15 protein-coding genes are annotated in these 19552 nt (G+C 56.3%); 13 read left to right on the top strand and 2 right to left on the bottom strand.

What is annotated here, in order from left to right; all coding sequences use genetic code 11:
• Window positions 1-9 precede the first annotated feature (9 nt).
• From AC6I8X_RS16220 to argO, 11 genes are all read left to right on the top strand, one after another.
• Window positions 10-1461 (top strand): TolC family outer membrane protein, encoded by a 1452-nt coding sequence (locus AC6I8X_RS16220; protein WP_313683606.1) that lies wholly within the window; start codon window positions 10-12, stop codon window positions 1459-1461.
• Entirely contained in the window at window positions 1458-3638 is a 2181-nt protein-coding gene (locus AC6I8X_RS16215) for a type I secretion system permease/ATPase (protein ID WP_497840112.1), read from the top strand. Before AC6I8X_RS16220 ends, AC6I8X_RS16215 begins: the two co-directional genes overlap by 4 nt.
• Window positions 3635-4855 carry an HlyD family type I secretion periplasmic adaptor subunit gene (locus AC6I8X_RS16210; protein ID WP_313683608.1) on the top strand — a complete coding sequence of 407 codons (1221 nt, stop codon included), beginning with the start codon at window positions 3635-3637 and terminating at the stop codon, window positions 4853-4855. Before AC6I8X_RS16215 ends, AC6I8X_RS16210 begins: the two co-directional genes overlap by 4 nt.
• Before the next feature lie 141 nt (window positions 4856-4996).
• Window positions 4997-5917, top strand: a complete 921-nt coding sequence (speB, locus tag AC6I8X_RS16205) for an agmatinase (RefSeq protein ID WP_313683609.1) — start codon at window positions 4997-4999, stop codon at window positions 5915-5917.
• 32 nt (window positions 5918-5949) lie between these two features.
• Window positions 5950-6363, top strand: a complete 414-nt coding sequence (locus tag AC6I8X_RS16200; protein ID WP_299459984.1) for a YidB family protein — start codon at window positions 5950-5952, stop codon at window positions 6361-6363.
• A gap of 289 nt (window positions 6364-6652) precedes the next feature.
• On the top strand, window positions 6653-8644 hold the full coding sequence (tkt, locus tag AC6I8X_RS16195; protein WP_313683610.1) for a transketolase: 1992 nt from the start codon (window positions 6653-6655) through the stop codon (window positions 8642-8644).
• 371 nt (window positions 8645-9015) lie between these two features.
• Window positions 9016-10035 carry an erythrose-4-phosphate dehydrogenase gene (epd, locus tag AC6I8X_RS16190; protein ID WP_208716366.1) on the top strand — a complete coding sequence of 340 codons (1020 nt, stop codon included), beginning with the start codon at window positions 9016-9018 and terminating at the stop codon, window positions 10033-10035.
• Window positions 10036-10086: 51 nt separating this feature from the next.
• Window positions 10087-11250 carry a phosphoglycerate kinase gene (pgk, locus tag AC6I8X_RS16185; protein ID WP_299459992.1) on the top strand — a complete coding sequence of 388 codons (1164 nt, stop codon included), beginning with the start codon at window positions 10087-10089 and terminating at the stop codon, window positions 11248-11250.
• A 114-nt stretch (window positions 11251-11364) separates the two neighbouring features.
• Window positions 11365-12444, top strand: coding sequence for a class II fructose-bisphosphate aldolase (fbaA, locus tag AC6I8X_RS16180; protein WP_497840111.1), 1080 nt, complete (start codon window positions 11365-11367; stop codon window positions 12442-12444).
• A 188-nt stretch (window positions 12445-12632) separates the two neighbouring features.
• Window positions 12633-13508, top strand: a complete 876-nt coding sequence (mscS, locus tag AC6I8X_RS16175) for a small-conductance mechanosensitive channel MscS (protein WP_313683611.1) — start codon at window positions 12633-12635, stop codon at window positions 13506-13508.
• Window positions 13509-13624: 116 nt separating this feature from the next.
• Window positions 13625-14248 (top strand): arginine exporter ArgO, encoded by a 624-nt coding sequence (gene argO / locus AC6I8X_RS16170; protein ID WP_084876573.1) that lies wholly within the window; start codon window positions 13625-13627, stop codon window positions 14246-14248.
• Here argO and AC6I8X_RS16165 read toward each other — a convergent pair.
• Window positions 14227-16503, bottom strand: a complete 2277-nt coding sequence (locus AC6I8X_RS16165) for an FAD-dependent oxidoreductase (RefSeq protein WP_497841048.1) — start codon at window positions 16501-16503, stop codon at window positions 14227-14229. The two genes, argO and AC6I8X_RS16165, sit on opposite strands and share 22 nt — an antisense overlap.
• A 59-nt stretch (window positions 16504-16562) precedes the next feature.
• Here AC6I8X_RS16165 and AC6I8X_RS16160 point away from each other — a divergent pair, with 59 nt between their 5' ends.
• Window positions 16563-17261 (top strand): IclR family transcriptional regulator, encoded by a 699-nt coding sequence (locus AC6I8X_RS16160; RefSeq protein WP_313687214.1) that lies wholly within the window; start codon window positions 16563-16565, stop codon window positions 17259-17261.
• On the opposite strand, the gene AC6I8X_RS16155 is transcribed toward AC6I8X_RS16160, so the two are convergent.
• A complete protein-coding gene (locus AC6I8X_RS16155) occupies window positions 17248-18555 on the bottom strand; it encodes an MFS transporter (protein ID WP_313687213.1) in 1308 nt (435 codons plus the stop codon). The two genes, AC6I8X_RS16160 and AC6I8X_RS16155, sit on opposite strands and share 14 nt — an antisense overlap.
• A 217-nt stretch (window positions 18556-18772) precedes the next feature.
• Here AC6I8X_RS16155 and AC6I8X_RS16150 point away from each other — a divergent pair, with 217 nt between their 5' ends.
• Window positions 18773-19501, top strand: coding sequence for an oxidative stress defense protein (locus AC6I8X_RS16150; protein WP_084876569.1), 729 nt, complete (start codon window positions 18773-18775; stop codon window positions 19499-19501).
• The last annotated feature ends 51 nt before the right edge of the window (window positions 19502-19552 follow it).

The raw sequence follows: 19552 nt of genomic DNA, 5'->3' as shown, positions 1-19552 counted from the left end.
GGACTATCGATGGACCTGATGCAATCAAGCGCACTATCTCGCCGTTCCTGGAAGCTCAGCGTTTTCTGTGCTGGCATTGCCTTTCTCACTCATTCACAAGCCAGTGCGGCTGATACTGCCCTGACCAGGGCCGGTCGCATTACCACACAGGGTCTGTCACAACCGCAGGACCTGCCCTCATTAACCGGCGAAGTGGCGGAACCCGCACTGAACCACGTCCCTGATACCCTGACGCTTAATCAGGCAGTACAGCGGGCGGTACACTGGCATCCGGATATCGCCGAAGCAGTGGGAAAGCTGCTGGAGCAGGCCGACCAGGTTGATGTGGCGAAGGCCAAATACTATCCACAAATCAGCGCCGGGATGAATAACGGTTACTCCAATAGCTACACGGAAAAGGGCTACAGTCCCTCTTTTGTCCTCTCGATATCACAAATGTTGTATGACTTTGGCAAGGTCAGCAGCTCAGTGCGATCCGCCGAAGCGGGCGTGGCGCAGGAGCAGGCCAACGTACTGGTCAGCATCGACACTGTGGCACATGACACGGCTGCTGCCCTGATTGAAGTGCAGGGCTATCAGCAGCTGGTGGTCATTGCCCGACAGCAACTGGCAGCGCTGAGTAAAATTGGTGATTTGGCCCGCCAGCGTAACGATGAAGGGGCGGCGTCACTCTCTGATGCCACGCAAACCGATGCGCGTATTGAAGGGGCGCGTACCACCCTGACGCAATATCAGGCCAATCTGGATCGCTGGCGCGCGACGCTGGCAACCTATCTCGGCTGGCCCACGGTGAATAACGTGAGTGATGATTTTCCCGCAAAGCTGATGCGGTCCTGCCAATCATCCCAGGCGGAAGATCGGCTGATTCCGGCGGTGCTCGCCGCCTGGGCGGCGGCCAATCAGGCGCAGGCCAAGCTGGATAACGCCAACGCGCAAATGCTGCCGACCATCTCACTCGAACCGGAAGTGACCCATTATCTCAACGACCACTATGCCAGCAGCGAAACGCTGGATCGCACCCAGTATTCCGCGTGGGTCAAAGTGGAGATGCCGATTTATCAGGGTGGTGGGATGACCGCCAGTCGTGATGCGGCCGCCAATGCACTCAGTTCAGCTAATGCGGCGGTCAATTCGGCGCGTTTAAAAGCGCGACAACAGCTGAGTGAATCGCAAAATGAGTCACAAAGCCTTGCCCTCAGTCTCAACATTCTGGGACGACAACAACAGCTGACTGAGAAAACTCAGCAACTCTACCAGGACCAATATCTGCAACTGGGCACCCGTCCTCTGCTTGATGTGTTGAACGCCGAGCAGGAGGTGTACCAGACCCGTTTCACGCTTCAGCAAACCATCAGCCAGTTACGCTCGCTGCAGCTCGATTGCCTCTATAGCACCGGGCATATGCGGTCGGCGTTTGCTTTGAATAATCAGCGGATCCAGTCCGTGGAGATCCAGCCATGACGCAACTGCAAATACCCGACGCCCATGGCGGAAAACCCGATCAGGCTGAAGGAGGCGTTCCCTTACACGGATGGGCTACGGCGATCATCCTGATCGCCACACATTATCGCTTACCCTGTTCGCCGGGCATGATCCTCGCCTCCAGCGAGTGGCAGGGCAAACAGACGCGCGACAAGGCGTTACGCCATCTGGCGCGTCAGGCCGGTTTATCGTTACAGCTGTATGAGGATGACAAATGGCAGCTGACCCACTGGCGTCTGCCGCTGGCTGTGGAACTGGTAGATGGCCAGGTGGGGGTGATCACTGCCTTCGATGGCGAAGACGAAGTGCGTGTGCACTTTGCCGGTGATGAACAGCCGACGCCCGTTTCGCTGCTGGCGCTGCTGCCGGACATCTGCTTTGCCGCCGCGCTGCGCCCGCTGGCACCGGCGAAAGACAGCCGGGTCGATCGCTACCTCGAAGCCATGAAACCGGACTGGTTACGCCGTCTGGTACTAAAAGATCTGCACCCTTATGGTTATGTGATGCTGGGATCGTTTCTGATCAACCTGCTGGCGCTGGTGGGGATCATCTTTTCGATGCAGGTCTATGACCGGGTGATCCCGGCGCAATCCTATCCCACGCTGTATGTGCTGTATATCGGGGTAATTATCTCGGTGGTCTTCACCTACATCCTGCGCGTCGGGCGCGATCATGTGACCGATCTGCTCGGTAAGCGGGCGGATATGCGCGTCTCCGACCGGGTATTTGGTCATGCGCTGCGCCTGCGCAACAGCGCGGTGCCGCGTTCCACCGGTACCTTTATCTCGCAGCTGCGCGAGCTGGAGGCGATCCGCGAGATGGTCACCTCCACCACCGTGACCGCGATTGTCGATATGCCGTTTTTCCTGCTGTTTTTACTGGTGATGGCGATCATCGCTCCGCAGCTGGCGTGGGTCGCGCCGGTGGCGGTGATTCTGATGGTGCTGCCGGGTGTGTTTATGCAGAAAAAACTGTCGAAGCTGGCGCAGCAGGCGCTGAAGGAATCGACCTTACGCAATGCGGTGCTGGTGGAGAGCGTGCAGGGGCTGGAGGATATCAAGCTGATGCAGGCGGAGGACCGCTTTCTGCAACAGTGGAACAGCTATATTCGCATCACCGCGCAATCGGGCGTGGAGACGCGTAAAGCGATGCACTCGCTGATGAGCTGGGGCGTCACCATTCAGGGCATGGTTTATGCCACGGTAATTGTGATTGGTGCGCCGATGGTTATCGACGGCGATATCACCACCGGTGCCATCGTGGCGGCCTCGCTGTTGTCATCACGCATGATCGCGCCGATGGCGACGTTGTGCGGCGTGCTGGCACGCTGGCAGCAGGTCAAAGCGGCGAAAACCAGCCTTGATGGCCTGATGGCGCTGCCGGTGGAGAACAGCACCGACGAAACCCGCATTCATTGCCCGGTGCTGTTTGGTAACTATCAGTTTAACGACGCGATGTTCCGTTATTACAGCGACACGCTCACCGTGGCGCTGCGCATCAATCGTCTGACGATCAAGCAGGGCGAACGCATTGCGGTGCTGGGGCGTAACGGAGCCGGTAAATCAACCATGCTGCAGGCGATGATTGGTGGCATAGAGCTGATTGGCGGTGAGCTTCTGCTGGACAACCTCAGCCTGCCGCATATCGATCTGGCGGATGTGCGGCGCAACGTGGGCCTGATGACGCAAAACGCGCGCCTGTTCCACGGCACATTGCGGGAAAACCTGACAATGGGCGCGGCACACGCCACCGATGACGCCATCTTTGCCGCGCTGGTGGTGAGTGGCGGGGCTGATTTTATCCACCGTTTGCCGCTCGGCCTTGATCATCCGGTGATGGAAGGCGGTGTCGGACTATCGGGCGGTCAGCGCCAGTCGGTGCTGCTGGCGCGGATGCTGCTGCGCGATCCCAATATCGTGCTGCTGGATGAGCCCACCGCATCGCTGGACGATCACACAGAAAAAGAGTTTATCGAGCGGCTCGGGCAGTGGCTGAATGGCCGCACCCTGATCGTCGCTACCCACCGGGCGGCCATTCTGGCGCTGGTGGATCGCATCCTGGTGTTAAAAGAGGGACAACTGGTGATGGACAGCCCGAAAGAGAATGCGTTACCACCGCCACGCGCATCGAATCCGCGTCCGGAGGCCAACCCATGAAACACTTACCGGCAAAACTGCGGCTGGTGGCGGCGGAAGGGGACAGCTCTGACGACCTGGCGGGCGATCTGCAATCGGAAACGCATTATTCAGGCGCGGTACGTCTGATCATCATCAGCTTCTTTTTATTGTTGGTCAGCTGCATCTGGGCCTGGTTTGGCGTGCTGGATGAAGTCTCTACCGGCACCGGCAAAGTGATCCCCAGCTCCCATGATCAGGTGCTGCAATCGCTGGAAGGGGGCATCCTCGACGATATTTTTGTGCACGAGGGCAGCCATGTCGAGGCGGGACAAATCGTAGCGAAACTGGACCCGATTCGCTCGGAATCCAGCGTGGGGGAGAGTGCCGCCCGTTACCGTGCTGCGCTGGCGGCCAGTGCGCGCCTTAATGCTGAGGTCAACGATCTGCCGCTGACGTTTCCGGCCGCGCTGAATAAATTTCCTGACCTGATCGCCTCAGAAACCCGGCTATACACCACGCGTCGTGCGCAGTTGAGGGATTCAACCTCGCAAATCCAGCAATCGCTCAATCTGGCGAACCGTGAGCTGGCGATTACCCAGCGTCTGGCAAAAACCGGCGCAGCCAGTAGCGTCGAAGTGCTGCGTTTGCAGCGTGATAAGTCAGACCTCGAACTGAAGATGACGGATGTGCGCTCACAATATTATGTGCAGGCGCGTGAGGATCTGGCGAAAGCCACGGCAGAAGCCGATAGCCTGTTGCAGACGGTCAGAGGGCGCGAAGATACCGTGAGTCGCCTGACGATTCGTGCACCAATGCGCGGCGTGGTGAAAGATATCAAGGTGACCACGGTAGGGGGCGTTATCCCGCCGAATGGTGAACTGATGAATATCGTGCCGATGGACGATCATCTGCTGATTGAAGCGCGCCTTTCCCCGCGTGATATCGCGTTTATTCATCCGGATCAGAAAGCGCTGGTGAAGATCTCCGCCTATGACTATTCCATTTATGGCGGCCTCGATGGCGTGGTGGAGAGCATCTCGCCGGATACCATCCAGGATGAAGTGAAACCGGAGATTTATTACTACCGCGTCTATATTCGCACCGACCATGATTTTGTGCAGAACAAGGCCGGTAAACGTTTCTCGATCAGCCCCGGTATGGTGGCGACGGTGGATATTAAAACCGGCGAGAAGACAGTGATGGATTATCTGATTAAACCGTTTAACCGCGCCAAAGAAGCCTTGCGCGAACGTTAATTGCAGGCGGAGCCAATCTTCGCGATAATCAGCGCCATCAAATCCCTTCCTCGTCGGGTTTAACGACGCGGAAGGGATTTTTTTTGGTCATATTTCACCTATAACTTAATACGCTGATTCAGGATCTAAAGAGGACGATTTATGTATAACACCTTGGGTAATCAATATGATAACTCCCTGGTTTCGAACGCCTTTGGTTTCATGCGTTTTCCGGTTAACTTCCAGCCCTACGACAGCGATGCCGAGTGGGTGATCACCGGCGTACCTTTTGATGCAGCAACATCAGGCCGTCCGGGCAGCCGTTTAGGGCCGGGGGCGATCCGTCAGATCTCCACCAACCTTGCGTGGGAAGGCTGCCGCTGGCCGTGGGATTTTGATCTGCGCCAGCGTCTCAACGTGGTGGACTGTGGCGACCTGGTGTACGCCTTCGGCGATTCGCAGGATCTGTCTGACAAACTGCAGGCGCACGCCGAAAAGCTGCTGGCAAATGGCAAACGCATGCTGACGTTCGGCGGTGACCATTACGTCACGCTGCCGCTGCTGCGCGCCCATGCGAAGCACTTTGGCAAAATGGCGCTGGTGCACTTTGACGCGCACACCGATACCTATTCCAACGGCCCAACCTTTGACCACGGCACCATGTTCTTCACCGCGCCGAAAGAAGGGCTGATCGATCCGAATCATTCGGTGCAGATCGGTATCCGTACCGAGTTTGATAAGAGCCTCGGCTTTAACGTGCTGGATGCGGCGCAGGTGAACGACCGCAGCGTGGATGACATCCTGGCGGAAGTAAAACGCACCGTGGGCGATCTGCCGGTGTATCTGACCTTCGATATCGACTGCCTCGATCCGGCCCACGCACCGGGCACCGGCACACCGGTGATTGGCGGCCTGACCACCGATAAAGCCACTAAGCTGATTCGTGGTTTGCAGGGCATGAATATTGTCGGGATGGATCTGGTGGAAGTGGCACCGGGTTATGATCACGCCGATCTGACCTCGCTGGCTGCGGCAACGCTGGCGCTGGACATGCTTCACGTGCAGGCGGCCAATAAGGGCTAAACTTACTGACGGTCAATTAATCTTCGGAGGTCATGATGGGCTTACTGGATGATTTAGTCGGATCGTTGGAGGGTAGCCCCGGGCCGGGTAATCAGCTGGGTCAGTTGCAGGCTATCTGGCACTGGGTACAGGAGCAGGGCGGCGTTGAAGTGCTGCTGCATAAGTTTCAGCAGGGCGGGTTAGGCGACGTATTGGGTTCGTGGATTGGCACCGGCAATAACCAGCCAGTGGACAGTGGCGATATCCAGTCGGCGTTTGGTCAGGCAGATTTGCAGTCGCTGGCAGATAAGCTCGGTACTGATGTGCCGGGCGCATCCGGGACACTGGCGCTGCTGCTGCCACAACTGATCGATAAGATGTCACCACAGGGTCAGCTGGATGAGCAGAGTTTGCATGACAACCAGCTGGATTTAGGTTCGATGGTGGATCAGCTGTTTAAACGGTGATCCCCTGTAGCGGCGCGATAGATCGTGCCGCTACAATCGCATTTGTCTTCACCTTTTATTTACGTCAAAACAACCACCTGTCACATTCCCTCGCTGCGATTATCTCTGCGGGCTAGCAGACGGCAGCTAAATTGCAACCGCAGGCCACCTAATTTAGCACCCTGTAGCATGTACTTTTGCCCCGATTTTCATGTACATTGATGTGCAACTTTTCCCTTGCTTCGCCTGATAGCTGATTAATTACAATAAGTTAGGAGTGGCGAAGTATTAATCCGACCTGGAGTAGAAAATGCCCTCTCGTAAAGAGCTTGCCAACGCCATTCGCGCGTTAAGTATGGATGCAGTACAGAAAGCCAAATCGGGACACCCGGGTGCCCCGATGGGTATGGCAGATATCGCCGAAGTTCTGTGGCGTGATTTTCTGAACCATAACCCGACGAACCCGCAGTGGGCCGCACGTGACCGCTTTGTACTGTCTAACGGCCACGGCTCGATGCTGATTTACAGCCTGCTGCACCTCAGCGGCTACGATCTGCCAATGAGCGAGCTGCAGAACTTCCGTCAGCTGCATTCCAAAACTCCAGGTCACCCGGAATACGGCTACACCGTTGGTGTTGAAACCACCACCGGCCCGCTGGGCCAGGGCATCGCCAATGCCGTCGGTTTCGCTATTGCTGAACGCACTCTGGCGGCGCAGTTCAACCGTCCGGGCCACGACATCGTGGACCACAACACTTATGTGTTTATGGGCGACGGCTGCATGATGGAAGGTATCTCGCACGAGGTCTGCTCCATCGCCGGTACGCTGAAGCTGGGCAAACTGGTTGCCTTCTACGATGACAACGGCATCTCTATCGACGGTCACGTTGATGGCTGGTTCACCGACGATACCGCAAAACGCTTTGAAGCCTACGGCTGGCACGTGGTGCGCGGCGTGGACGGTCACGACGCTGACGCCATCAAAAAAGCAGTGGAAGAAGCCAAAGCGGTCAGCGACAAACCCTCTCTGCTGATGTGCAAAACCATTATCGGTTTCGGTTCACCGAACAAAGCCGGTACTCACGATTCCCACGGCGCACCGCTGGGCGACGCAGAAGTGGCGCTGACCCGCAAACAGCTGGGCTGGGACTACGCACCGTTCGAAATCCCGGCAGATATCTATGCGCAGTGGGATGCCAAAGAAGCCGGTCAGGCGAAAGAAGCCGCATGGGACGCGAAATTCGCTGCCTACGCTGCTGCCCACCCGGAACTGGCGGCTGAATTCAAACGTCGTATGAACAACGAACTGCCGGCGAACTGGGCAGAAGAGTCACAGAAATTCATCGAGCAGCTGCAGGCGAATCCGGCGAAAATCGCCAGCCGTAAAGCGTCGCAGAATGCCATCGAAGCCTTCGGTAAAATCCTGCCGGAATACCTCGGCGGTTCGGCTGACCTGGCACCAAGCAACCTGACCATGTGGTCCGGCTCTAAGCCGATCAACGAAGACCCGGCCGGTAACTACATCCATTACGGCGTGCGTGAATTCGGTATGACCGCCATCGCCAACGGTATCGCGCTGCACGGTGGCTTCCTGCCGTACACCGCCACCTTCCTGATGTTCGTGGAATATGCGCGTAATGCCGCGCGTATGGCGGCGCTGATGAAGATCCGTCAGGTGATGGTCTACACCCACGACTCCATCGGTCTGGGCGAAGATGGCCCGACGCATCAGCCGGTTGAGCAGATGGCGAGCCTGCGTACCACCCCGAACATGAGCCTGTGGCGTCCGTGTGACCAGGTGGAATCCGCGGTGGCGTGGAAATACGCTATCGAGCGTCAGGATGGCCCGAGCGCGCTGATTTTCTCCCGCCAGAACCTGGCGCAGCAGGATCGTACGGCTGAGCAGCTGGCGAACGTGGCGCGCGGCGGTTATGTGCTGAAGGACTGTGCCGGTCAGCCGGAACTGATCCTGATCGCCACCGGTTCAGAAGTGGAACTGGCGGTAGCCGCTTACGACCAGCTGACCACCGAAGGCCGTAAGGTGCGCGTGGTTTCCATGCCGTCTACCGATGCGTTCGACAAGCAGGATGCAGCTTACCGCGAATCCGTGCTGCCGAAAGCAGTGGCTGCGCGCGTGGCAATTGAAGCCGGTATCGCAGATTACTGGTTCAAGTACACCGGCCTGAACGGCGCTATCGTCGGCATGACCACCTTTGGTGAGTCAGCTCCGGCAGAACTGCTGTTCAAAGAGTTCGGCTTCACCGTTGAGAATGTGGTTGCGACCGCGAAATCTATTCTGTAATGCTTGCGGGCGGCCTGGTGGCCGCCCAATCATTCCCGTAGCGGCGCGATTTATCGCGCGGGTTTTTCCAACAGCGTGCACGTTATGGCGCGATAAATCGCGCCGCTACGAATTTGTGCAAGTATTACCCAATTATTCCTCCAGTAATAATCTTAAATTGGCTGATTTTGTGACGCAGATCCAATAATCAGCAGCGCACTTGATCGCAATCATTCCTGTTATTCCTTCCTTGCTTTATTCTGGCTGAACCGTTTCAGTTGTGGCGATGTGATCGTTTTCCCCCTGTACTGGCCAGCAAGAATTCCCTGTACAAAACAGGTTGAAACGCTCAGGCTAACGGCACGTTTTTTCAGGTGTTGTTGAAGGTAGAGATGACCGTTCGCATAGCTATAAATGGTTTTGGTCGTATCGGGCGTAATGTGCTGCGCGCACTGTATGAAACGGGCCGCAGGGCGGAAATCACCGTGGTGGCGATCAATGAACTGGCTGAAGCCGTCGGGATGGCGCATTTGCTGAAGTATGACACCAGCCATGGCCGTTTTGCCTTTGACGTACGCCAGGAGCGCGATCTGATGTTTGTCGGTGACGATACCATCCGCATCCTGCATCAGGCCGATATCGCCACCCTGCCGTGGCAGGAACTGAATGTCGATATCGTGCTGGACTGCACCGGCGTTTTTGGCAGCCGTGCGGATGGCGAAGCCCATTTGCAGGCGGGCGCGAAGAAGGTGCTGTTCTCGCATCCGGGCGGCAACGATCTGGATGCCACGGTAGTGTTCGGCGTGAACGAACAGGCTCTTAAACAAACTGACCGCATTGTCTCCAACGCATCCTGCACCACCAACTGTATTATTCCGGTGATAAAGTTGCTGGATGACGCCTTTGGCATTGAGTCGGGCACCGTCACCACGATCCATTCGGCGATGCACGATCAGCAGGTGATTGACGCCTATCACAGCGATCTGCGGCGTACTCGTGCTGCAAGCCAATCGATCATTCCGGTGGATACGCGTCTGGCGGCGGGCATTACGCGCATTTTTCCGAAATTTAACGATCGCTTCGAAGCTATCGCGGTGCGTGTGCCAACCATCAACGTGACAGCCATTGATTTAAGCGTTTCGGTACGTCAGGCGGTGAAGGCTTGTGAGGTCAACGCCTTGCTGCAAAACGCATCAGAAGGGGCATTTCGTGGTATAGTTGACTATACGGAATTACCGTTAGTCTCAGTCGATTTTAACCATGATCCGCACAGTGCCATTGTGGACGGCACCCAAACGCGGGTCAGTGGTCACCACCTCATCAAAACCCTGGTTTGGTGTGACAACGAATGGGGCTTTGCTAACCGCATGCTCGACACAACGTTAGCAATGGCCGCAAGCGGTTTCAGGTAAGACGCGGTCTGCGTCTGGCAAAACTTATGAGAATCAACGAGAGGGTTCACCATGTCTGTAATTAAGATGACCGATCTGGATCTTGCTGGAAAACGTGTTCTGATCCGTGCCGATCTCAACGTACCAGTGAAGGAAGGGAAAGTGACGTCTGATGCACGTATCCGTGCTTCTCTGCCCACCATCGAAGCGGCGTTGAAACAGGGCGCGAAAGTGATGGTTACCTCTCACCTGGGTCGTCCGACCGAAGGTGAATACAACGAAGAGTTCTCCCTGTTACCGGTTGTTAACTATCTGAAAGACAAACTGAACGGCACCAATGTTACCCTGGCAAAAGATTACCTCGACGGCGTTGACGTCGCTGCGGGTGAGCTGGTGGTGCTGGAAAACGTTCGTTTTAACAAAGGCGAGAAGAAAGACGACGAAGCGCTGTCGAAAAAATACGCTGCGCTGTGCGACGTATTTGTGATGGACGCTTTTGGTACTGCGCACCGCGCACAAGCTTCTACTCACGGTGTCGGCAAATTCGCACCGATCGCCTGTGCCGGTCCGCTGCTGTCTGCCGAGCTGGAAGCGCTGGGCAAAGTGATGAGCAACCCGCAGCGTCCGCTGGTGGCGGTGGTGGGTGGCTCTAAAGTTTCTACTAAATTCGACGTGTTGCAGTCGCTGGTGAAAATCGCTGACACCGTGATCGTCGGTGGTGGTATCGCCAACACCTTCGTGGCTATCGACAACAACGTAGGTAAATCCCTGTTCGAGCCGGACTTCGTTGCGGCGGCGAAAGGCCTGCGTGACCAGTACGGTATTCCGGTTCCGACCGATTCCCGCGTAGGCACAGAATTCTCTGAAACCGCACCGGCAACCGTGAAAAAGGTTTCCGAAGTGGCGGATAACGAAGAAATTATGGACTTCGGTGACGAAACCGCACTGGCCATGGCGAAACTGCTGAAAGACGCCAAAACCATTCTGTGGAACGGCCCGGTTGGCGTGTTCGAATTCCCGAACTTCCGCAAAGGCACTGAAATTATTGCTAACGCTATCGCGGATAGCGAAGCGTTCTCTGTAGCAGGCGGTGGTGACACCCTGGCAGCGATTGATCTGTTCGGTATCGAAGACAAGATCTCCTACATCTCTACCGGTGGCGGTGCATTCCTCGAATTCGTGGAAGGCAAAAAACTGCCTGCTGTTGCCATGCTGGAAGAGCGCGCGAAGCAGTAATCATTTGGGGGCGATGCTCTGGCGTCGCCTGAAGGCTTGCCCTGACGCTTATGGGGCATAAAATCCAGTCCCCCTCGAGTCGGGGATGAACGGTAAACGAAACAGGACACAACCATGTCTAAAATTTTTGATTTCGTAAAACCCGGCGTTGTCACTGGTGACGACGTTCAGAAAATCTTCAAAGTGGCGAAAGAGAACAAATTCGCCCTGCCAGCAGTGAACTGCGTCGGCACGGATTCCATCAACGCGGTACTGGAAGCGGCAGCGAAAGTGAAATCGCCGGTCATCGTTCAGTTCTCCAATGGTGGTGCTGCCTTCATCGCCGGTAAAGGTTACAAAACCGACAAACCGCAGGGCGCGGCGATTGCCGGTGCTATCGCCGGTGCGCATCATGTGCATCTGATGGCTGAACTGTATGGTGTGCCGGTTATCCTGCACACTGACCACTGCGCGAAAAAACTGCTGCCGTGGATCGACGGTCTGCTGGATGCGGGTGAAGCACACTTCGCCAAAACCGGTAAGCCGCTGTTCTCTTCTCACATGATCGACCTGTCTGAAGAGTCATTGCACGAGAACATCGAAATCTCCAGCAAATACCTGACCCGCATGGCGAAACTGGGTATGACCCTGGAAATCGAACTGGGCTGCACCGGTGGTGAAGAAGACGGTGTGGACAACAGCCACATGGACGCTTCTGCCCTGTATACCCAGCCGGAAGACGTGGACTACGCGTACACCGAACTGAGCAAAATCAGCCCGCGTTTCACTATCGCAGCATCCTTCGGTAACGTACACGGCGTGTACAAGCCGGGTAACGTGAAACTGACCCCGACCATCCTGCGTGATTCTCAGAAATACGTCAGCGAAAAACACAGTCTGCCGCATAACGCGCTGGACTTCGTGTTCCACGGTGGTTCCGGTTCTTCTGCTGCGGAAATCGAAGAATCTATCAGCTACGGCGTGATTAAGATGAACATCGATACCGACACCCAATGGGCAACCTGGGACGGTATCCTGCAGTACTACAAAAAGAACGAAGACTATCTGCAAGGCCAGCTGGGTAACCCGAACGGCGTAGATAGCCCGAACAAGAAATACTACGATCCGCGTGTATGGCTGCGCTCTGCTCAGGCTTCCATGGTGGTTCGTCTGGAACAGGCTTTCAAAGAGCTGAACGCTATCGACGTGCTGTAATTTTTACTTACAGTACAAAAAAGGCCCGAAAGGGCCTTTTTTTACGCATTATTTTCGGAATATTCAGTAAATTCAGACCACCTTTGGCGCTCATCCCCATTATTGTTTACCCTTGTACACGGGAGTGTCGGATTCATTCTGGCAGTTTTTGTTCTTTCCTGCGGGAAACTCAACAACAGGGCTAACAAATGGAAGATTTAAATGTCGTTGACGGCATTAATAACGCGGGCGGATGGCTGGTACGTAATCAGGAGCTGATCCTGAGCTATGTCGTCAATATTGTCGCGGCGATTGCCATCATCATCATCGGGATGATTGTGGCGCGCGTGATTTCTAACACCATCAACCGGGTACTGGTGGCGCGCCATATCGATGCGACCGTGGCGGACTTCCTGTCGGCGCTGGTGCGCTATGGCATCATCGCTTTCACCATTATCGCGGCACTGGGTCGCGTAGGTGTGCAGACGGCTTCGGTTATCGCCGTACTGGGTGCCGCAGGTCTGGCCGTAGGTCTGGCATTACAGGGGTCGCTGTCTAACCTCGCCGCGGGCGTTTTGCTGGTGACCTTCCGTCCGTTCCGTACCGGTGAGTTTGTCGATCTCGGTGGCGTGACGGGTACGGTTCAGAACGTGCAGATCTTCTCCACCACCATGAAAAGCGCCGACGGTAAAATCGTCGTGGTGCCCAACGGTAAGATCATTGCCGGTAACATCGTCAACTATTCCCGTGAACCCATTCGCCGTAACGAGTTTATTATCGGCGTGGCTTACGATGCCGATGTGGACCAGGTGATTGCGTTGCTGAGAGAAGTGACCGAAGCCGACGAGCGCGTACTGAAGGATATGGGGATTCAGATCGGCCTGAACGAGCTGGCGGCTTCCTCGCTCAACTTTGTGGTGCGTTGCTGGAGCAAAAGCAGCGACCTGCAAAACGTCTACTGGGATCTGCTGAAAAACTACAAGCGCACACTTGATGCGCATGGTATCGGCATCCCTTATCCGCAGATGGATGTGCATTTCCATCAGGTGAAAAGTGACGCTGCGGTAGCTGAGCGCGCTGAATAATCATCCTGCCAGGTCATTAGCAGTTTTGCTAATGACCTATTAAATCTTTCCATTTCCTCTAATATTCACGCCTCTCTATACTTCACGTCATCGCCACTGTTGATGGGAAAAATTACGTGTTATCTGTTTATTTACAAGGGCTTGCTCTTGGGGCATCGCTCATTCTGCCGCTAGGCCCGCAAAACGCATTTGTGATGAATCAGGGCATTAAGCGCCATTATCATCTGATGACGGCAGCTCTCTGTACTCTGAGTGATATCGCGCTGATTTGCGGCGGGATTTTTGGTGGTAGTGCGTTGCTCAATCAGTCACCGTTATTACTGATGCTGATCACCTGGGCAGGGGTAGCCTTCCTGACCTGGTATGGCTGGGGCGCACTACGCAATGCCTGGCAGGGCGATGTGTCGCTGGCATCGACAGAAGTCATGAAACAGGGACGCTGGCGCATTATCGCCACCATGCTGGCGGTGACCTGGCTCAATCCGCATGTTTATATTGATACGTTTGTGGTGCTGGGCAGCCTGGGTGGGCAACTACCGTCCGCAGAAGCGCGGCGCTGGTTTGCGTTGGGCAGCGTCAGTGCCTCGGTTATCTGGTTTTTTGGCCTGGCACTGCTGGCGGCCTGGCTATCCCCACGCCTGCGCACCGTGCGGGCGCAGCGAATCATCAACCTGCTGGTGGGATCGGTAATGTGGGTGATCGCCTTCCAGCTGGCGCGTCAGGGCATCGCCAACTGGTGATGCAGATGCAAACCGTAGAGCGCGGGTACAGCACCGGCGCTGGCAAGCATCTCAAGGCGTATCTGCCGGAAATTTACCCCCGGCGGTAGCGCGTGATGGCAGAGGGAATGATGGTTGTCTCTGACCTCTGCCAGCAACATTTCATCCAGCCACAGACGATAATGGGTGGTGCAGTGCGGCGTTACCGCCTGCGCGTGGCCCATCTGTACTGTCTCCATCGCGTGGTCAAAATCGTTATCAAACAGCAGGGTTAACTGGCTGGCCTGCTGGGGTTGCTCCCATTGCCAGCTAACCGCAGGCGCGGCATCGTCGAGCGCGGGAACCCAGCCGTTGGTGTGACTTTCCGGTCGCAGCTTGCCATTCAGCAGATAGTCGCGATGCCATAGTTGCAGCGGAGCCTCAAGGCTAAAGGCGAAAAGTATCTGCTGCGGCGCGCGGCGCGGCAGCCAGAAATCAAACTCATCGACACCATAATCGCCATCGTTAATCTGGCGCGTCCGCTTCGCCACGCGTGGATTCAGGCTGTTGAACACCATCATCACGCCCGGCAGCTGCACACGCGTCAGAGCAACCTCAATGGCCGGGTTTTCCGCGAAGGCGATCATCAGATAACGATCGCAATCGGCGCGGTAAGCAAAATCCAGCCGATACTCGCCTTGATCGTTAACCAGCAGGGTGTGGCTGGCCAGTTGCCGATCGCCGCAGGTATTGGCCGGGTTTTCGCTGGTCAGCAACGACACCTGTAACGACTGTGTTTGTCTGGCACGTAAATGTACCCTCAGCGCGGGCAGGCGCTCACCGGCTTTCAGCGGTAGCAGCAGTGCACAGCGTGATTGCAGCGGATGCCAGCCACCATCAGCAGGCAGGGCAGTGAGCTGGAGGGTGCTACTGACCGCGATTTTTGCTGCGCCAGCCGGGCTGATCAACTGCTGGCGTGGAATATAAGCCCCCTGACGCAGTAATTGTTGCTGCAACTGCCCAATACGCTCAGGTGCGCCCAGCTGGGCCGGGGTGAGTTGTTGTTTCTGGCAAAGCGCCGCGGCGTGTCCCACCACTTCCCCGAGCACGCCGCAGGTACACATCACGCGGGCGCTGCCGAACGCCACGTGGGTGGCGGAGATCAGGCGGCCGGTTAGCAGCAGATTGTCCAGTGACTGGCTGTAGAGCGCACGAAACGGGATGGTGTAGGTACCTTTGCTGTGGAATTGACGGCAGCCCTCATGTTCACTGTAGACGCCATCAGCGGGATGTAAATCAATCGACCAGCCGCCATAGGCCACCGCATCATAATGATCCCGCTGTTCAACAATATCCTGCTGGCATAACAGGGTAGCGCCGAGAAAGCGGCGACTCTCCCGTTTGCCGGGGATTAAGCCGACCCATTCAATGGTCAGGTTGTCGGCATCGGGAAATTCACCGGAGTTTTTGATGTAGTCCCACACCCCCCAGACGATTTTCCACAGTTCCCATTTGATGGTTTCACTCTCATGTACCGTATCAAGCCGTCCTCCCCATTCCAGCCACCACAGATCGCAGCCGTTCAGTTCGGAAGTCAGGCGTTTATAACGCGGAATCGCCTGGATATCCTGCAAGGCGAAGCTGGGGGGAACAAAGCGCACCGGCTGTGTGGTGCGTTTGGTGTAGAAGTAAATCGAGTGACCGAGTTTATGGCCGAAATGTTCACCTGGGGCCATCTTCTCGCCGAATTCTTCCACCGATTCGGCCCCGACGCGATGCGCCGCCCCGGCCAGATAGCCGAGCACCCCGTCACCGCTGGCATCGATAAACTGCCGGGCGCTGACAAAATAGCGCGTCTGGTTAATGGCATTGAAGGCGTGCACCGCCTCAATTTGCCGTCCTGACTTTTCGATCTCGCTGACCGTGGTATTGAGCAGTAACGTCAGGCCCGGCTGCGCCTGCACTAAATCCAGCAGCACCATATCAAACAGCACCGGATTGCCTTCTTTATTGCGCCACAGGTTCTCCTCCATGATCTCGCCCATGATGCCGCCCTCCCGCGCCCAGCGGTTGTTGTTGCCCATATGCGAGGTCGCGCCATTGGCCCACAGGCGAACTTCACTGGAAGCATTGCCGCCCAGCACCGGGCGATCCTGGATCAACACCACCTGCAAACCATCACGCGCAGCTGCCAGCGCTGCACAGACGCCCGCCAGGCCACCGCCCGCAATCAATACATCAGCCTGCAATGTTTGCAGTGGGAACGCACGGGCGGGCTGAGAGGAGAAAATTTGCATCATTTCATTCCTGTAGCTCTGAAGCTAAGATTAAATTTTTGACCGCCACAGGGTGACTTATGTCTTCTCAACCCAATCAAAGCCTGATTGACGGTATTCGCTGTCTGCAATATCTGGTCTCCAGTGGCAAAGCCGTAGGCTGCCGTGAGCTGGCGCGCCAGATGGGGATGAACAGCACACGGGTAAACCGTCTGCTGATGACCATGGCCGCTATCGGCCTGACGATGCAGGACGAACATCGCCGCTATTTGCCCGGACCGGGTGTTCACGCGCTGGCGGCCCAGGCAATACGTGGCTCGTCGCTGTTTGCCCAGGCGTTGCCGCAGCTGGAGGCACACGCGCCGCGTGACATCGTGGTGGCATTGGGTGTGCTGTGGGAGGATCAGGTGATCTATATCTGGCACTCGGAGCCTGGCGAGCGCACCAGCACCAGCCAGGCGCTGGCGGGATTCCATATGCTGCCAGCCTGGCAGTCGGTAATTGGTGTCTCGCTGCTGGCGGCGGAAAGCGACGAAGCGCTGCGACCGCGCTTCAGTGATGAGCAATGGACGCAGCTGGCCCCGTTGCTGGCACGTAAACGGTCGCAGGACACCCTCATCTGGCATCGTGATGATGGCGAAGTCAGCATGGCGCAGCCGATTAACAATAACCGTGCGGCACTGGCTTTCGCCAAAATCTGGCAGACGGATGAAGCGCATCTCAGCCAGCGGCTGGCGCAGTTGCAGGCGCTGGCCGGGCGTATGATCAGTGCGCGCTGACATGGTCAATTTTCCCGACGATAAATAGATAGCTGGCGATACCAATGGCAGCCAGCACGGCAATAAAGGCCAGTGCCGGGGCAAAATTATCGCCATCAATTAGCGCGCCAATGGCAATCGGCACCACAATCGAGGAGAGCGCGCCGGTAAAGTTGAACACCCCTCCGGCGAGACCGATCAAATGGCGGGGTGCCAGCGCGGTGACAAAGACCCAGGTGATGGTGGCCAGCCCATTGCCAAAGAAGGCGACAGACATAAACAGCATGATCAGGGTCGCGTTATCGGTGTAGTTGGCCCCGAGGATAAACAGCGTCAGAAACAGCCCGAGGATCACCGGCAGCTTGCGCGCTACGCTGGCAGAGACGCCGCGTCGCATCATACGATCGGAGGCGAATCCCGCCAGCAACACGCCGCAAAAGGCCGCAAAGTAGGGCACCGCCGCCACGTAGCCGCTCTTAATAAATCCCATATGGCGATACTCCACCAGGTAAGTTGGGAACCAGGTGAGGAAGAACCAGAAGGTGGCGGAGATGGTGAACTGGCCGATATAAATGCCCACCAGTTTGCGGCTGCGGAACATGTGCGCGAGATCCTGCCAGCGGGCGCGTGGCTGGCTGGCGTGTTGACGGCTTTCCAGCAGTGCGCCATTGCTGCGCAGATAATTCAGCTCGGCATCTGAAACGCCTTTATGTTCGGTCGGTTCACGATAGAGCAGGTACCACACCAGCGCCCAAATCATGCCTGCGACACCGGTGATCACAAACAAACCGCGCCAGCCAAAGACATCCTGCACATGGAACAACAGTGGCGTCATACAGGCGAGGCCGACAAACTGCGCCGAAGAATAAATACCAATGGCGCTGGCGCGTTCCTGTTCCGGGAACCAGCTGGAAATCACCCGGTTATTTGCGGGCATCACTGGTGCTTCAAACGCACCGACGCCCAGACGTAAACCAAACAGCGCGAGGAAACTACCGGCAAAAGCGTGTAGTGTCGTCACCAGTGACCAGATAAATAGCCCGACGCCGTATACCAGCCGTGCGCCCAGACGATCTATCAGGAAACCGCCGGGGATCTGCAACGCGGCGTAAATCCAGCCAAAGGCAGAGAAGATCAACCCCATTTCCAGCGGGGTGAAACGCAGTTCGCCCGCCATCGCCGTGGCGGCGACCGACAGATTGGTGCGGTCCATGTAATTGATGATGATGTTGATAAACACCAGACCCAGCATCAGAAAGCGGGTGCGTCCGGCGCGGATGCCCGCGGTAGCTTGGGTTATTGGCTGCTCTGTCATCGTGGACTCTCCCGGAGGTCAGAGTGTTTCTTTAATAGAAACATTTGTGCGGAAATTCAGCGAATAAACATCGGTTATTTTGTGATCGCGGAGACGATAAAACAGCAGAGTGCCCGAACTTTTAGCAGAATCAAAACTCAGACCATCACGCATGGTAATGTGTAGCGGGCTTCGCCATAGTGGCGGCCTTAGAACTGACTCTTCAAGGAGGACTTCCGTGAAACTGAAAGCACTGGCGCTGGCCGCCGTAATGAGCGCAGGCGCATTGCCTGGTATGGTTCTGGCGGGTGAATTGCCGAACGGACCGCATGTGGTCACCTCAGGACAGGCCAGCGTGGAGGCCCGTCCGGATATCGCTACGCTTTCGATTGTGGTGAATGTTTCATCGAAAGATGCAGCAGATGCGAAAAAACAAGCCGACAGTCGCGTCGCGCAATATTTTGATTTCCTGCAAAAAAACGGTATCGAAAAGAAAGATATTGATGCCGCTAATCTCAGCACTCAGCCAGAGTACGATTACACCAAAGAGGGTAAATCGGTGCTGAAAGGCTATCGCGCGGTGCGTCAGGTGCAGGTGACGTTGCGTCAGCTGGAGAAGCTGAATGAGTTGCTGGATGGGGCGCTGAAATCCGGCCTGAACGAAATCCGTGCCGTGGACCTCGGTGTGGCACACCCGGAAACCTACAAAGACCAGGCACGCAAAGCCGCAATCGCCAATGCGACGCAACAGGCGGCGGCGCTGGCCGAAGGCTTTAACGCCAAACTGGGTCCGGTGTATAGCATCCGTTATCACGTTGCTAACTACCAGCCGATGCCGATGGCGCGCATGTTTAAAGCCTCAGCCGCAGAAGCGGATACCTCAGCACAACAGACCTATGAGCAGCAGAGCATTCACTTTGACGATCAGGTGGATGTGGTGTTCGATATCAAACCGAACGCACAGTGATGTTTGCGTAGCGGCGCGATTTATCGCGCAATCGCGTGCGCGTTGTGGCAA

The organism is Pantoea sp. X-Soil-TKNS-1280 (genome assembly GCF_059730475.1).
This window is presented reverse-complemented; position numbering and strand designations above follow the sequence as displayed.

Bases quoted from the DNA above. Each gene is read 5' to 3' on its own strand.
- AC6I8X_RS16220 (WP_313683606.1), top strand. From the start codon at position 10: ATGGACCTGATGCAATCAAGCGCACTATCTCGCCGTTCCTGGAAGCTC.
- AC6I8X_RS16215 (WP_497840112.1), top strand. From the start codon at position 1,458: ATGACGCAACTGCAAATACCCGACGCCCATGGCGGAAAACCCGATCAG.
- AC6I8X_RS16210 (WP_313683608.1), top strand. From the start codon at position 3,635: ATGAAACACTTACCGGCAAAACTGCGGCTGGTGGCGGCGGAAGGGGAC.
- speB (WP_313683609.1), top strand. From the start codon at position 4,997: ATGTATAACACCTTGGGTAATCAATATGATAACTCCCTGGTTTCGAAC.
- AC6I8X_RS16200 (WP_299459984.1), top strand. From the start codon at position 5,950: ATGATGGGCTTACTGGATGATTTAGTCGGATCGTTGGAGGGTAGCCCC.
- tkt (WP_313683610.1), top strand. From the start codon at position 6,653: ATGCCCTCTCGTAAAGAGCTTGCCAACGCCATTCGCGCGTTAAGTATG.
- epd (WP_208716366.1), top strand. From the start codon at position 9,016: ATGACCGTTCGCATAGCTATAAATGGTTTTGGTCGTATCGGGCGTAAT.
- pgk (WP_299459992.1), top strand. From the start codon at position 10,087: ATGTCTGTAATTAAGATGACCGATCTGGATCTTGCTGGAAAACGTGTT.
- fbaA (WP_497840111.1), top strand. From the start codon at position 11,365: ATGTCTAAAATTTTTGATTTCGTAAAACCCGGCGTTGTCACTGGTGAC.
- mscS (WP_313683611.1), top strand. From the start codon at position 12,633: ATGGAAGATTTAAATGTCGTTGACGGCATTAATAACGCGGGCGGATGG.
- AC6I8X_RS16165 (WP_497841048.1), bottom strand. From the start codon at position 16,503: ATGCAAATTTTCTCCTCTCAGCCCGCCCGTGCGTTCCCACTGCAAACA.
- AC6I8X_RS16160 (WP_313687214.1), top strand. From the start codon at position 16,563: ATGTCTTCTCAACCCAATCAAAGCCTGATTGACGGTATTCGCTGTCTG.
- AC6I8X_RS16155 (WP_313687213.1), bottom strand. From the start codon at position 18,555: ATGACAGAGCAGCCAATAACCCAAGCTACCGCGGGCATCCGCGCCGGA.